This is a genomic window from Bordetella sp. N, from assembly GCF_001433395.1.
In the GTDB taxonomy this organism is placed as follows: domain Bacteria; phylum Pseudomonadota; class Gammaproteobacteria; order Burkholderiales; family Burkholderiaceae_B; genus Bordetella_C.
On record NZ_CP013111.1, the window covers coordinates 6,359,874 to 6,373,365 of the forward strand.

The 13,492-nt window shown below is 66.4% G+C and carries 14 protein-coding genes; 6 read left to right on the plus strand and 8 right to left on the minus strand.

Going from position 1 to position 13,492, the window contains the following annotated elements; genetic code table 11:
- Nucleotides 1–101: 101 nt before the first annotated feature.
- The 8 genes from ASB57_RS27485 to ASB57_RS27520 form a co-directional block, all read right to left on the minus strand.
- The gene (locus tag ASB57_RS27485; protein WP_156414286.1) at nucleotides 102–1,067 is read right to left on the minus strand and encodes a hypothetical protein; all 966 of its coding nucleotides are present in this window, start codon (nucleotides 1,065–1,067) and stop codon (nucleotides 102–104) included.
- A 182-nt stretch (nucleotides 1,068–1,249) separates the two neighbouring features.
- Nucleotides 1,250–2,044 carry an SDR family NAD(P)-dependent oxidoreductase gene (locus ASB57_RS27490; RefSeq protein WP_057655047.1) on the minus strand — a complete coding sequence of 265 codons (795 nt, stop codon included), beginning with the start codon at nucleotides 2,042–2,044 and terminating at the stop codon, nucleotides 1,250–1,252.
- Nucleotides 2,045–2,135: 91 nt separating this feature from the next.
- The gene (locus ASB57_RS27495) at nucleotides 2,136–2,891 is read right to left on the minus strand and encodes an SDR family NAD(P)-dependent oxidoreductase (RefSeq protein ID WP_057655048.1); all 756 of its coding nucleotides are present in this window, start codon (nucleotides 2,889–2,891) and stop codon (nucleotides 2,136–2,138) included.
- A gap of 10 nt (nucleotides 2,892–2,901) precedes the next feature.
- Nucleotides 2,902–3,336 (minus strand): ester cyclase, encoded by a 435-nt coding sequence (locus tag ASB57_RS27500; RefSeq protein ID WP_057655049.1) that lies wholly within the window; start codon nucleotides 3,334–3,336, stop codon nucleotides 2,902–2,904.
- A 29-nt stretch (nucleotides 3,337–3,365) separates the two neighbouring features.
- Complete coding sequence (locus ASB57_RS27505; RefSeq protein ID WP_057655050.1) at nucleotides 3,366–4,346, minus strand: tripartite tricarboxylate transporter substrate binding protein; 981 nt, start codon at nucleotides 4,344–4,346, stop codon at nucleotides 3,366–3,368.
- A 129-nt stretch (nucleotides 4,347–4,475) separates the two neighbouring features.
- Nucleotides 4,476–4,982 (minus strand): 2,4'-dihydroxyacetophenone dioxygenase family protein, encoded by a 507-nt coding sequence (locus ASB57_RS27510; RefSeq protein ID WP_057655051.1) that lies wholly within the window; start codon nucleotides 4,980–4,982, stop codon nucleotides 4,476–4,478.
- A 93-nt stretch (nucleotides 4,983–5,075) separates the two neighbouring features.
- Entirely contained in the window at nucleotides 5,076–6,152 is a 1,077-nt protein-coding gene (locus ASB57_RS27515; protein ID WP_082621875.1) for a substrate-binding domain-containing protein, read from the minus strand.
- Nucleotides 6,153–6,182: 30 nt separating this feature from the next.
- Entirely contained in the window at nucleotides 6,183–6,728 is a 546-nt protein-coding gene (locus tag ASB57_RS27520) for a VOC family protein (protein WP_057655052.1), read from the minus strand.
- A gap of 301 nt (nucleotides 6,729–7,029) precedes the next feature.
- Between ASB57_RS27520 and ASB57_RS27525 the strand changes: the two genes are divergently transcribed.
- The 6 genes from ASB57_RS27525 to ASB57_RS27550 all read left to right on the plus strand — a co-directional run bounded on the left by ASB57_RS27525 (nucleotide 7,030) and on the right by ASB57_RS27550 (nucleotide 13,481).
- Nucleotides 7,030–7,548, plus strand: a complete 519-nt coding sequence (locus tag ASB57_RS27525; protein WP_057655053.1) for a sigma-70 family RNA polymerase sigma factor — start codon at nucleotides 7,030–7,032, stop codon at nucleotides 7,546–7,548.
- Nucleotides 7,549–7,598: 50 nt separating this feature from the next.
- Nucleotides 7,599–8,651, plus strand: a complete 1,053-nt coding sequence (locus ASB57_RS27530) for a FecR domain-containing protein (protein ID WP_057655054.1) — start codon at nucleotides 7,599–7,601, stop codon at nucleotides 8,649–8,651.
- A 141-nt stretch (nucleotides 8,652–8,792) separates the two neighbouring features.
- On the plus strand, nucleotides 8,793–11,231 hold the full coding sequence (locus ASB57_RS27535; RefSeq protein WP_082621876.1) for a TonB-dependent receptor: 2,439 nt from the start codon (nucleotides 8,793–8,795) through the stop codon (nucleotides 11,229–11,231).
- A 65-nt stretch (nucleotides 11,232–11,296) separates the two neighbouring features.
- The gene (locus tag ASB57_RS27540; RefSeq protein WP_057656490.1) at nucleotides 11,297–11,587 is read left to right on the plus strand and encodes a DUF3649 domain-containing protein; all 291 of its coding nucleotides are present in this window, start codon (nucleotides 11,297–11,299) and stop codon (nucleotides 11,585–11,587) included.
- Entirely contained in the window at nucleotides 11,584–13,200 is a 1,617-nt protein-coding gene (locus ASB57_RS27545; RefSeq protein ID WP_057655055.1) for a PepSY domain-containing protein, read from the plus strand. The genes ASB57_RS27540 and ASB57_RS27545 overlap by 4 nt, the downstream gene beginning before the upstream one ends.
- Nucleotides 13,197–13,481 (plus strand): DUF3325 domain-containing protein, encoded by a 285-nt coding sequence (locus ASB57_RS27550; RefSeq protein ID WP_057655056.1) that lies wholly within the window; start codon nucleotides 13,197–13,199, stop codon nucleotides 13,479–13,481. Before ASB57_RS27545 ends, ASB57_RS27550 begins: the two co-directional genes overlap by 4 nt.
- The last annotated feature ends 11 nt before the right edge of the window (nucleotides 13,482–13,492 follow it).

Genomic DNA, 13,492 nt, shown 5'->3' on the forward strand with positions numbered 1-13,492 from the left:
GGGCGGCGGGCCATTCTATCAACCGCATGTATCCCGGCCGCGCGATCGCGCAAACAGATGTAAACGCCGCGCGCCATGCCACCGCGCCATGCAGAGTCGCTTCAGCGTCGCGCGGCCGCGCCTTCCGTCTGGCTCGCGGGATCAGCTGGCTTTACAGGCCAGGGCTGCTGCGACGGCGACTGATTGGGATAGAACACGATACGCAGCACCGCCAAGGCCAACAGCACCACGATGATCATGATGCGCGCGTTGAACTTGAAACGCGCGCGCGGCGCGGGCGTCTTGAGGGCCAGCGGACGCTTGAAGCCCGGGGCCTGGTAGGCCTGGGCCCATGCCTGCAGGGCGTCGTTCGGCAGGCGCAGGCTGAACCAGTAGCCGAAGCGGCTCATCAACACGTCCATGGCGAAGAAATGCCGGGTCAGCAAAGTCTCGTCGGGGGTGGGGCAGGCCTGTGCCGCGGCCAGCGCTTCGAGCTGGCGCTGGCGGTCAGCTTCGGCCTGGCCGCGCCAGGCGAGCGATTCGCCGCAGGCTTGCGCGATCCACGCCGCGGTCCAGCGGTCCGTCAACTGGCTGCCGTTGTCGACGTCCCACTGGAAGCGGAAGACGGCGGCATCGAACAAGGCGGCGCGTTGCCCCGGGTCTTGCACCAGCACCGCGGCGATGCGCGCTTGCAAAGCGCGTTGGGCTTCTGTGGAGGCCAGGCGCTCGTCGCGCAAGGCTTGCGCGAGCACCGCGCCAGGCTGGGACTGGCCGCGATCCATCAGCGGGACCAGCCATTCCTGCAATGCGGTTTCGACCTCGGCCTGCGTGACTGCGTGCAGCGGCGCGGCTGCGGCGCTCGTCTGTGCCTGATGCGCCTGTTGCTCTTGATGCGCCTGCTGCGCTTGATTCGCCTGCTGCGAGGTTGGCCGATCGCGCGCCCAGGCCAGGGCCGTTGCATAGGCCGCGTGCAGATTGTCGGATGCCTCGGCCTGACTGTTCGGGTCGATTTGCAGCAGCGCCGCTTCATAGGCGCGCGCGACGGCCTCCGGGCCGGCGTCAACGCCGGCCTCGGCTTCAGATAGCAACGACAGCCGGAGGTAGGCGTCTTTAATGTGTTGCGGTAGCCCGGTCATCCCCAAGTGGCTGTCGAGGACCATGGTATTCCAAATTCTGCACGATTATTTCTCAATGTAACGCAGATTTGGCTTTATTTCCCGGGAAAGATGTTTCCCGCGCCCGATATGGCGCCGGCGCAACATTCAGTCACTTAAATCGACGCGCCACCGTCGACCATCAACAGGGTGCCCGTGACATAAGCCGCATCGTCCGAGGCCAGGAACAGCGCCGCCCGGGCTACGTCCCAGCAGGTGCCTTGGCGCCCCATGGGGCACTTGGCGTCCCGTTCACGCATGATCTCGGCGAAGCGCTCCGGTGTCTGGTCGCGATAGAGCGTGCGGATGTGCGGCGTGTCCATGTAGCCGGGCACCACGACATTGCAGCGGATCTGCTGGGGCGCGTACTGGCGGGCGATGATGCGCGAGACATGGTTCAGCGCCGCCTTCGAGGAGTTGTAGGCAAGATAGGGCACGCCGGCGTAGCGCAGGCTGGCGGTGGAGGACACGTTGATGATGCTGCCGCCGCCGTGCCGCTCCATCAGCGGGATGGCTTCCTTGCAGGCCAGGAACACGCTCTTCAGGTTGACGTCGTGGACGCGGTCCCAGGCTTCTTCTGGCGTGTCCACCGGGCCGCCCAGATACTCGATGCCGACGTTGTTGTGCAGGATGTCCAGGCGGTCCCAGCGTTCGGCGGCGGCGCCAATCACGCGCTTGACGTCGTCGTGCCGGCTGACGTCCGCCTGCAGGGCATGCGCTTCGCCGCCTTCGGCGCGGATCATCCGCACGGTGGCCTCGGCGGCCTCCAGGTGCAGGTCCGCGACGATGACGCGTGCGCCTTCGCGCGCATAGGTGATGGCAACGGCCTGGCCGTTGCTGATGCCGGCCTCGGGGGCCGAAGCGCCGCCGCCCATGACGACGGCCAGCTTGTTTTCCAATCGTTGCGCCACTCGGCTGCTCCTTGTCGGGCGCTCCCGGTTGCGGCGGGAGGCCGGGGTTTGATGTGGGTTTGCTGTGGACCTGATATTCCCGCGGGGCCGGTCAGGGCCGGATGTAGGCGCCGCCGTTCACGTCCAGCGTGATGCCGGTGACATACGCGGCCAGATCGCTGGCGAGATACAGGCAGGCGCCCGCTATATCGCCGGGTTGGCCCACCCGCCGCAGCGGGAACCCGCGCGCTTTCTCGTGCTTGTAGTCGTCGGACGTGCCGCCTCGCGAGAAGTCCGTGAGGATCAGGCCGGGCGCCACCCCGTTGGCGCGGATGTTGTCGGGCCCCAGTTCAAGCGCCATGGCGCGCACCAACCCAAGAATGCCGGCCTTGGCCGCGCAATAATGGCTGCCGCCGAAGACGCCGCCCCCTTGCAGCGCGGACAGCGAGCTGATGCACGTGATGCTGCCGCCCCCACGCGTCTTCAAGTGCGGAATGACGGCTTGCGACATGTGCAGCACGCCACGCAGATTGGTGTCGAGCACGCGTTCGTAGTCTTCTTCGGTGACGTCCATGACGCCGCGTTTCTGCGTGATACCGGCGTTGTTTACCAGGATGTCGACGCCGCCATACCGTTGCACCACTTCCGCCACGGCGGCCTGGCAATTGGCGCGGCTGGTGACATCGCAGACCAGGCCCAGGTGATCGGGACCCAGTTCGGCGGCCGCCCCCCGGGTCTCTTCCGCATCGATATCCAGGATGGCCACGCGGGCCCCGTGCTCGACGAACAGCCTGGCCGTGGCCAGTCCGATGCCGCGGCGCCGCGCGGCGCCCGTGATGATGGCGACTTTGTCTTGCAGCAGCTTCATGCGGGCTCCTTCAAAGCAGTTTCAAGGCGATCAGCTTGGCGTCGACCGACGTGTAGGGCCGTTCACAGATGATCTTGGCGCTGTCCGGCGCGAACTCGAAGCTGGCGGCCATGCGTACGCGGAAGGTCCGGCCGGTGGGTTCGTAGCGTTGTCCGCGTGCCATCAGGGGACCCAGGTGCGTGCCCTGCAGCCAGAACTCGACCAGCACGGTGTCGCCGGTGGCGGCGATGCAGATGATGTCGTTGATCAGGTCGGGGAAGGCGGCGCGCGAAGATTCGAAATAGCCCATGACGTCCTCGGTGCCGTCATAGACCGCGCCGCTGCCGTGCATTTCGTAGCGCGGGTGCTCGAAGGTTTCGAGCACGCCGTCCCAGTCCTGGACGCATTCCAGCGCCATGTGTTGCCGCACGACTTCGATGCGGGATTCCTGCAAGCTTGAGGTCATGGAAAATCCTGTTCCGGTGGTTTCTGTCATCACTGCATCTGGATATGGGCTTCGTCGGCGATCTGCTTCCAGCTGGCGTAGTCACGGACGAGGATCTCGTGCTGTTGCGCGCTGGGCACGAAGCCCGGCTCGATGCCCAGGGACAGCAGGCGCTGTTGTATGGACGGTTCCTTCAAGGCGCCGGCCAGGGTGTCGGACAGCTTCTTGAGCACGGGCGCGGGCAAGCCGGCCGGCCCGTACATCACCCAGGTAAGCGGGCGGTCGAAATCTATGCCCTGATCGACGTAGCCGCCCACCTTGGGCAGGCTGGGCGAGGGCTTGGTACACAGGGCCAGCGCCTTGAGCTTGCCGCCCTGGACCTGCGGCACGGCGGTGGCCATGTCGACGAAGCCCACGGGGATCTGGCCGCCGATCACGCCGGTGACCACTTCCGTGGTGCCGCGGTAGGGCACGTGTTCCATGCGCAGGCCGGACTTCAGCGCCAGGATCTCGCCACAGAAATTGCCGGTCGACGCGGGGCCCCAGCTGCCGTATTGCAGCGGCTGTTTGCGCTTGGCTTCCAGCGCCTTGAGTTCGCGGATGTTGTTGGCCGGGAAGTCGTTGGCCGCGAGCATGACGATGGGCGAGTTGCCGATGCCGCCGATCGGCACGAAGTCCTTGAGCGGGTTGTATTGCACGCTGGGATTGGTAATGGGCGCCAGCAGATGCGTGGTCATGCCGCCGATGGTGATGGTGTAGCCATCGGGCTTGGCGCGGGCGACGTATTGCGTGCCGATGACGCCGCCGGCGCCCGGACGGTTCTCGACGATGAGCGGCTGGCCCAGTTGCTTGCCGAAGTACTCCGCCAGCATGCGGCCGAGCACGTCGCCGCCGCCGCCCGCGGCGAAGGGCAACACCAGGGTGATGGGGTGGTTGGGGTAGTCGTCCGCGTGGGCGGCGACGGGCAGGGTCGCCAGGCCGGCGCTTAGCGCCAGCGCGGCCAACAGGGATCTGCGCGGGTATCCAGGCATGGAATTGTCTCCTCGTTCATTTTTATGACTGCAGGGTTGCGCGCATGGCCCCGGTTCGGCCATCTGGACGATGGCCGAATTGAGCGGAAACGTTTACGCAACAGGGTAAAAAAAAGCGGATGAGCCGTTTCAGTCGCGGCTGAATTGGGCGCCGCCTTTGGGACGGATGTAGCGGGGCACGGGCAGGCCGGCCTGGCGGGCCGATTCGAGGATGGCGTCCTCGATGAATCCGGCATCGCGTATCCCGGCGAATTTCTCGTCGATGAAATTGATGTTGGCGCCGAAGACCACCATGAAGCCTTCCGCGGCCTCCTTGGCGTCTTCGGGCACACAGAAGGTGTGGACCGAACCGCCCGGCTCGAACAGATAGCTGCCGGTCTTCTGCACGTCATCGGGATATTCGAGGTAATGCCATTCGCCCTTGGTGGTGTAGAAATGCACGATCCCCGTGTGGAAGTGCGTGGGCAGGCGGGTGCCGGGTTCGAACTTGCCGTACAGCACCCAGACGCCGTTCTCGCGGTCGAGGAACAGGGGGATGATGGTCGAGCCTGGGGCCGAGCCGGGCAGGGCGACGCCGTCCTCGATATTGACGGACAGCAGGCGTTCCTGATGGGTGGTGGGGGTGGGATTGGGCATAGTGTCTCCTGGTTTTTATACGGGTGGGTCCATGGGACTTCGATCAGCGTTTCTGTGAACGCTTGGATGACCGCGAAGCAATGAGCGTGTGCATCATGCGCGTGTGCTGGGGGCGCGGCCCTTCCTGGCCGCGGGCGCGCGCGCTGGCGTATTCAAAGGGGCGCCGGAATCGCGCAACATCAGCTCGGTGGTGATCAACACCCGTTCCGGCGCGGGCCGCGGCGTGCCGTCCAGCTGCTTGAGCAACAACTCCGCCGCCGCCGTGCCGACGGCGCTCAGGTTCCAGGTCAGCGTGGTGATGTTGGGGCTGACCAGCAGCGAGATGTCGCTGTCACCCACGCCCACCATGCTGACGTCGTCGGGTATGCCGCGCCCGCTATGGCGTATCGCCTGCAATACGCCGGCCATGATGCGCGTGCCCAGGCAGATGAAGGCGGTCGGCGACGTGGGCGCGGACAGCAAGGCCAGGGCTTCGCTGAAGGCGAACTCCATGGCCGACTTTTCCATGCGCACCAGGTCGGAGCCTGGCGTCAGGCCCATCTGCGTGTAGGCATCGCGGAAGCCCGCGATACGCTCGCGGCCCGGCCGCAGGTTGGCGCCAGGGGTGAACAGCGCGATGCGGCGGTGGCCCAGATTCAGCAGATATTGCGTGGCTTTCAGCGCACCGTGGTAATGGTCCACGTGGACACCCGCGCAGTCCGGTCCGAAGTCGCGATCCAGCGCCACGATGGGGGTGTCGCCAGCCAGCTGGCTGAGCATTTCCGCGGACTCGCTTTCGCAGGCGCCCAGGATCAGGCCGTCCACGCGGCGGCCGCGAAACACGTCTATGAGCGAGCGTTCCTTGGCCTGCCGGTTGTGCGTGCTGGCCACGACCAGGGAATAGCCGGCGGTCTGGAAGGCGGTCTCGGCGGCCGTGATGATGGCGGCGTAGAGCGGGTTGGACAAGTCCGAAACCAGGATGCCCACCACGCCCGTGCTGCGGGTCCGCATGCTGCGCGCGACCCCGTCGGGCGCGTAGCCCAGCTGGCGCGCGGCCTTGGCCACGAGCGCGATGGTGTCGTCGCTGACGCGGCCGGTGCGGTTGAGCGCGCGCGAAGCCGTGCCGATGGACACGCCGGCCTGGCGGGCGACGTCGCGGATGGTGGCACGGGGCTTGGGGGCTTGAGGCATGGGGTCCAGGGGGTTGGCGTTGCGGGTCTGTCAGCGGGGGGCGCCCGTGGCCGTCAGGCGTCGCACGGGATCGTGTCCGTCCCAGCCCACGCTGGCGGCGCGTATGCGCTCGAAGTGCTCGCCCTTGCCGCCGGTCAGTTCGGAAAGCTCGATCATCGCACTGGGCAGTTCCGGATGCACGAAGTAGCTGAAGCGTCCGCGCGTGCCCATGCGGCCGCCGTGGCCCTCGACATAACCCAGGCCGAGCAGGGTGGCGACATGTTCGTCGTAGCGGTCCAGCGTCCAATAGGCCACGTGCTGGGCCACTTCACCGGCTTGCGCCAGGGTGTCGCGATAGAGCGAGGGCGCGTCGTCGCGCTGCTGGATCAGTTCAAGCTGCAGGTCGCCGGAGTTGGCCAGCGCGATCGACAAAGACGGCGGCGTCGCGTCCTTGCCGTAATAGCGGAACTCGGTGGTGCCGACATCCTCTTTGTAGAACCACGGCCCGACACCCAGGCGGGCCCACTGCGCCATGACCTTTTCGATGTCCTTGACGACGTAGCCGACCTGACGCGCGGCGCCGAGCAGAAAACTCATCGATGTCTCCGTCTTGTTTTGCGTAAACGTTTCCGCAATTCTAGGTGAGAAAGCCGCCGCAGCGGCATCATGGTTTTCACTAGGCATGGTCAGGGAAGCGTGGACAGGGATTCGTGGTCCCGGATGACGCTAGGCCGCAACAGGCGGGTTGACAACGTCCCCGGCTCCGCTTTTAGAATAAGAACGATTTTTATTTATTGTTGCAGTCCCTTCTATCTTTCTTGCTTCTGTGCAGCTGGCTAGCGCCGACCATGCCTCCGCGCTGGCCGCAGGTGGTAGTGGCTCGATCAAAAGGCGAATCGTGAATTCCCCGGCAATTTGCCTACCCACCACCGTGGCGACGCTCTACAGCGACCATCATTCCTGGCTCAAGGGCTGGCTGCAGCGCCGGCTGGGCAATGCCGAGCAGGCGGCCGATCTGGCGCAGGACACCTTCATCCGTCTGCTCAGCAGCGACCGGGTGCCGGCGACCCTGAAAGAGCCGCGCGCGTTCCTGACCACGGTGGCCCAGCATCTGGTGTCCAACCACTGGCGCCGCGAGAAGGTGGAAAAAGCCTATCTGGAACTGCTGGCGCAAAAGCCCGAGGAATACGCGCCGTCGCCCGAGGCACGCGCCATCCTGCTGGAAACGCTGGTCGAGCTGGACCGCCTGCTGGACGGCCTGCCGGCTCTCGCGCGGCGGGCTTTCCTGTTGTCGCAGCTGGACGGCCAGACCCACGCGGAAGTGGCCGCCGCGCTCGACATTTCCGTCCCTACTGTCAAACGGTATATCGTCAAGGCACTGCAACGGTGTTACTTTGCCGATCTTTCCGTGGCCTGAGACCCGCGTCGCCTTACCGTAGCGCGGGATCATCGACAGCATAGAGCGCTATGTCCGCTTCACCCTGGTACAGCACCACCGCCGACGCCGCGGGCATCCCGCCCGAGGTCGCCGAGCGCGCGGTGCAATGGCTGCTCGAACTGCAAGCGCAGGACGTCGCCCCCGAGACGGTGGTGGCCTGGCGCGACTGGCGCGCCGCGGATCCCCGCCATGAACTGGCCTGGCAGCGCATCGAATCGGTCAACGGTCGCCTGGCGCATCTGGCCGCGCCCCAGCACGCGGGCATCGCGCACGCGGCGTTGACACCCGCGCGCGGCCGCGCATCCGTGGGGCGGCGCCATGCGCTCAAGGCCCTGGTGGTCATGGCTGGCGCCGGTGGCGTGGCTTGGGAGGCACGTGAGTACGTGCCCTGGCGAGCCTGGATGGCCGACTATCGCACGGCCGTGGGCGAGCGCCGCACGCTCGTGCTGGCCGATGGCAGTGAACTGATCCTGAACACCGACAGCGCGGTGGACGTGCGCTTCGACAATGCCCAGCGCCTGGTCCGCCTGCTCGCCGGTGAGATCCTGGTGCGGACCGCCAACGCCTGGTCCAGCACGCCGCCCTTCGTGGTCGAGACCGCGCAGGGGACGGCGCTGGCCATGGGGCCCCGCTATGCCGTGCGCGTGCAGGATGGCGAGACCGACGTCAGTGTGCTGACCGGCGCGGTGCGTATCCAGCCGGCCCGGGCCGTGGGACATGCGCGCGTAGTGCCGGCGGGATTCCGCGTGCGCTATACCTCGACTGCCGTGATGGGTGACCTGCCGGTCGACGAGACGGCGGTGGCCTGGAGCGAGGGCTATATCGTCGCCCGCAGCATGCGGCTGGGCGATTTCATCGATGAGCTGGCCCGCTATAGCCAGGACGGCCTGTCCTGTGATCCGGACATCGCCGACATGCGCGTGTCGGGGTCCTTCCCCGTGGCCGACGTGGGGCGCGTGCTGGAAACCTTGAGCATGACCTTGGGCGTGCGCGTCCGCACCCTCACGCGGTTCTGGGGCGCGCGGTCCGTGCGTCTGGTGGCCGGGTCTGCGCCCACGCCGGCCGGCGGCCTGCGCAGTTAGGGCGCCCCGCGCACCAGCGCCTGGTCTGGTCGCCGTTACAAAATACTTTCTTAAAAGCTGATCCCTTTTTCTCTTTCGCGGGTCATGGCAGATGAGAACGCATTTTCATCGTCCATTCACACGCAAGAAAAAGGTAAGAACATGGGTCAGCTCCGGGCCTCGCGGCGCCAGTCGAGTCTAGGTTTCCGTCGCGCGACGGTCGCGCGCGCGCTCAAGCGCGCCATGGGGGGCACGCTGATGGCCGCGCCGTTGCTGCTGGCGGCGCAAGCCGCGCATGCGCAGGCGGACGGGCGCACGGATTCACGCAACTACGCGATCCCCGCCGGCACCCTGGAGGACGTCCTGGGCCGCTTCGGCCGTGAGTCCGGCATCATGCTGTCGTTCAAACCCGAAGTCACCGCGGGCCGTATGAGCAATGGCCTGCAGGGTCGTTATACGGTGGCCAGCGGCCTGGACGCCTTGCTGGCCAACACCGGCATCGACGCGACTCGCCAGGGTAACGGCAGCTATCTGCTGACCCGTCCGGCGCCTGCCGTCAGCGCCGGCCCCACCACCACCCTGGCACCCGTGACCGTCAGCGGCAGCGGCATCACGCTGCCCGAAGCCTATGCGGGCGGTCAGGTCGCGCGCGGCGGTGGTCTCGGCATCCTGGGCACGACGGACGTCATGGACACGCCGTTCAGCACCACTAATTACACGCGTGAAGCGCTGGACGACGCCCAGGCCCGTACCTTGGCCGACGTGGTCCAGAACGAATCGTCGGTGCGCCTGCTGACCTCCAGCACGGGCTTCGGCGAAGACTTCCAGATCCGCGGTTTTACCGTATCGAGTACCGACGTGGGCCTGAACGGCCTCTATGGCCTGGCTTCGGGCAGCCGCATGCCGGCCATCATCATGGAACGCGTGGAAGTGCTCAAGGGCCCCGGAACGCTGATGAACGGCATGGGCCCCAGCGGCAGCGTTGGCGGCAACATCAATATCGTCACCAAGCGCGCCGGCGACGAACCGCTGACTCGCGTGACGACCACGTACCAGAGCCCCGGCACCCTGGGCTCGCAAGTCGACGTCGGCCGTCGTTTCGGCGACAACAATGAATGGGGCATCCGCTTCAACGGCCAGTACCGTGATGGCGCCACCGCCATCGACAACGGTAACCAGCAGACGACCGTCGGCGCGGTGGGCCTGGACTACACGGGACGCAAACTGCGCTGGTCGCTGGACGCGTACACCCAGCACGAGGACACCGACAACTTCCGTCCGCAGGTCGGCTTCGCGTCGTCCGTGACCGACATTCCGTCGCCGCCGTCGGGCCACGCCAACTGGTATCCCGGCACCAAGCTGAAGCTGCAGGATTCGGTGGTCGCGTCGCGCGTCGAATACGACGTCACCGACAACCTGATGGTCTACGGCGCGGTGGGTTACCGCTACGGCGAGGCCAGCCAGACCTTTCCGTCGGGCGCGGCCAACCAGCTGGGCAACCAGAACGTCCTGAACGCCTACTACGACTCGAACAGCAACACCACGTCGACCGACCTGGGCATGCGCGGCAAGTTCCGCACCGGCGCCATCGGCCACACGGTGTCGCTGGACTTCACCCGGCTGCAACAACAGCAGTCGACCGCCTATGTGACCGGCGGTACGCGCGCGTCCAACATCTACGACCCGCAACCCCTGGCCCCGATCACCGCTGACCGCCAGCGTCCCAGCAAGGCGTCGGACACCGTGCTGTCCAGTATCGCCCTGACCGACACGCTGTCCTTTCTCGACGACCGCGTGCTGCTCACCGGCGGCCTGCGCCAGCAGCGCGTGCAGCTGACCAACTTCTCCACCGCCACCGGCGCGCGCACCTCGTACTACAACGAGGACGCCATCTCGCCCGTGGCCGGCCTGGTCGTCAAGCCTTGGGAACACGTCTCGCTGTACGGCAACTTCACGTCCGGCCTGACCCGCGGCGGCATCGCGCCGACCACCGCGGCCAATGCCGGCGAGGTCTTTCCGCCTTTCAAGTCCAAGCAGTATGAAGCCGGCGTGAAGGTCGATTGGGGGCGTGTCACGACCACGGCTTCCGTGTTCCAGATCACGCGGCCCAACTCCATCACCGACCCCACGACGAATATCTACAGCTTCGACGGCGAGCAGCGCAACCGCGGCTTCGAGCTGTCGGGCTACGGCGAGCTGATGGACGGCCTGCGCTTCATGGCCAGCGGCACTTTCTACGATGCCACGCTGAAGAAGACCGCCGGTGGCGTCAACGAGGGCAACGATGCCAACGGCGTGCCCAACCATACCTATAATCTGGGCCTGGACTGGGACGTGCCTGGGGTGACGGGGCTGAGCTTGAACGGCCGCATGATCTACACGTCGTCGATGTACTTCAACGCCTCCAACACGCTGAAGATGCCGAGCTGGACCCGTTATGACCTGGGCGCGCGCTATCGCACCCGGGTGATGGGCAAGGACGTCGTCTTCCGCGCCACGGTCGAGAACCTGTTCAACAAGACGTATTGGCTGACCAGCGGTACCTATGCCACCGTGGCGGCGCCGCGCACGGTGCTGCTGTCGGCACAGTTTGATTTTTAAGGATGAGGGCGGGCTGGCGTCGTGACCAACGTCGCGGCGCCGGCCCGGGATGTTTCGGACGCTTGATGACGCTGCGTATACCCGCTTTTCTACCTTTGATTTCCCGCATCGTGGCCGCGGTCTTCGGCGGCTACGGACTGGCTGCGCTGTTCAGTGTGGCCGTGCTGGCCTTGCCCATGACGCGCGCGCAAGCCGTGCTGACGGGGCAACTGGCCAGCTTCGCCTTGTACGCGGGCGCGGTGATCTGGGTGTTCGCGGTGCGTAGCGCGCTGCGGGCCTGGGTGGGCTTGCTGGTGGTGGCCGCGCCCCTGGGCCTGGCCGCCTGGTGGGTCACGCAAGGCGGGGTGGGCGCATGACCACGGTGAAGCCGCGCGGCATACGCCAGACCATGTCCGACCTGCATACCTGGTCCGGGCTGCTGGTCGGCTGGCTGCTGTATGCGATGTTCCTGACCGGCACGGTCAGCTACTTCAAGGAAGAACTGTCGGACTGGATGCGCCCGGAAGTGGTTCAGCAGGCGCAGACGGACGCGGGCGAAGTGGCACAACGGGTGGCCGATCATCTGGGCCAGGTCGCGGCGGGCACCACGCAATGGAGCGTGACCATGCCGACCGTGCGCAGCAACACCGCGTCGGCCTTCTGGCGCATGCCGCAGGCCGCCCCGGGCGGGCGGCGCACGTTCGGCAGCGCCAATTTCAATCCCGCCACCGGCGAGGAAGTGAAGGCCCGCGATACCCTGGGCGGCGAGTTCTTCTACCGCTTCCATTTCCAGTTCTATTACATGCCCGTACTGTGGGGCCGCTGGCTGGCGGGCTTCTGCGCCATGTTCATGCTGGTGGCCATCGTCAGCGGCGTGATCACCCACAAGAAGATCTTCGTCGACTTCTTCACCTTCCGGTGGGGCAAGGGCCAGCGGTCCTGGCTCGACGCGCATAATGCGCTGTCGGTATTCGGGCTGCCGTTCCATGCGATGATCACCTATACGGGGCTGGTCACGTTGATGGCGCTCTACATGCCCTGGGGCGATCAGGCGGCGTACAAGTCGCCGGCGCAGCGGCAGGAATTGACCATGCAGGTCAGTGCCTTCCTGCAGCCGGGCAAGGCGGCTGGCGTGGCGGCGCCGCTGGCCCCTGTCGATGCGATGGTGCGGGAAGCGCAGGCGCGCTGGGGCAAGGACCAGGTCGGCCGGGTGACGGTGACCAATCCGGGCGACAGCAGTGCCCGTGTCGCCGTGACGCCGGCCGATGGCGCGCGTGTCTCCATGAGCCCGCAATACCTGCTGTTCGACGGAGTCAGCGGCAAGCTGATCGAAGTCCACGACCAGGTCGGCGGCGCCGCGGAGACACGCGGCGTCATGTATGCCTTGCATCTTGGCCGCTTCAGCGATTTGCAGCTGCGCTGGTTGTACTTCATCGTCAGCCTGGCCGGCACGGCCATGGTCGGCACGGGGCTGGTGATGTGGACGGTCAAGCGGCGCCAGCAGTTGCCCGATCCCATGAAGCCGTATTTCGGTTTCCGGCTGGTGGAACGCCTGAATATCGCGGCGATTGCGGGACTGTCGATCGCCATGGCGGCTTATCTGTGGAGCAATCGTCTGCTGCCTGTGGATATGAGCGCCCGCGGCGCGGCGGAAGTAAACGTGTTCTTCGGCGTGTGGGCCGCGACCTTGCTGTATGCCTTGGCGCGCCCCGCGCGGCGCGCCTGGATCGAGCTGTTGTGGCTGGCGGCGGCCGTGCTGGCGCTGTTGCCCGTGGTCAATGCCATGACCACGGCGCGGCCGTTCTGGCACAGCGTCGCGGTGGGCGACTGGGTGTATGCCGGTTTCGACCTGATGGTGTGGGCGCTGGCGCTGCTGCATGTCGCGCTGGCGCTGAAGACGCAACGCTACAAGCCGCGCGTCAAGGTCGCGCGCAAGACTGCTGCGGGCCAGGCGGCTGGCAAGACCGCCACCTTGCGGGAGGGCGCATGATCCATGCGCTGACCCTTCTGATCAGCCTGGCGGCGTTCGCCTGCCTGGCCTTGGCGATGGCCCGGCATCAAGAGGACGTCTTCGGCCACGAGCTGACACCGCGCGTCACGCGCATCCTGAGCGTTGCCGGCTGGGCCGGCTTGCTGCTGGCCCTGTGGGTCATCGTCGGCCGGCAAGGCTGGGGCCTGGGCCTGGTGAGCTATAGCGGCTGCACCAGCCTGGCCGCGGGCATCGTGTGCCTGACCCTGATCGCACGCGACCGCTTGCAGGGCAGGCGCTAGGCGCTTGCCCG

Coding starts and splice junctions, on each gene's coding strand:
- ASB57_RS27535 (WP_082621876.1), top strand. CDS start 8,793: ATGGGTCAGCTCCGGGCCTCGCGGCGCCAGTCGAGTCTAGGTTTCCGT.
- ASB57_RS27520 (WP_057655052.1), bottom strand. CDS start 6,728: ATGAGTTTTCTGCTCGGCGCCGCGCGTCAGGTCGGCTACGTCGTCAAG.
- ASB57_RS27545 (WP_057655055.1), top strand. CDS start 11,584: ATGACCACGGTGAAGCCGCGCGGCATACGCCAGACCATGTCCGACCTG.
- ASB57_RS27515 (WP_082621875.1), bottom strand. CDS start 6,152: ATGCCTCAAGCCCCCAAGCCCCGTGCCACCATCCGCGACGTCGCCCGC.
- ASB57_RS27495 (WP_057655048.1), bottom strand. CDS start 2,891: ATGAAGCTGCTGCAAGACAAAGTCGCCATCATCACGGGCGCCGCGCGG.
- ASB57_RS27500 (WP_057655049.1), bottom strand. CDS start 3,336: ATGACCTCAAGCTTGCAGGAATCCCGCATCGAAGTCGTGCGGCAACAC.
- ASB57_RS27505 (WP_057655050.1), bottom strand. CDS start 4,346: ATGCCTGGATACCCGCGCAGATCCCTGTTGGCCGCGCTGGCGCTAAGC.
- ASB57_RS27510 (WP_057655051.1), bottom strand. CDS start 4,982: ATGCCCAATCCCACCCCCACCACCCATCAGGAACGCCTGCTGTCCGTC.
- ASB57_RS27550 (WP_057655056.1), top strand. CDS start 13,197: ATGATCCATGCGCTGACCCTTCTGATCAGCCTGGCGGCGTTCGCCTGC.
- ASB57_RS27530 (WP_057655054.1), top strand. CDS start 7,599: ATGTCCGCTTCACCCTGGTACAGCACCACCGCCGACGCCGCGGGCATC.
- ASB57_RS27540 (WP_057656490.1), top strand. CDS start 11,297: ATGACGCTGCGTATACCCGCTTTTCTACCTTTGATTTCCCGCATCGTG.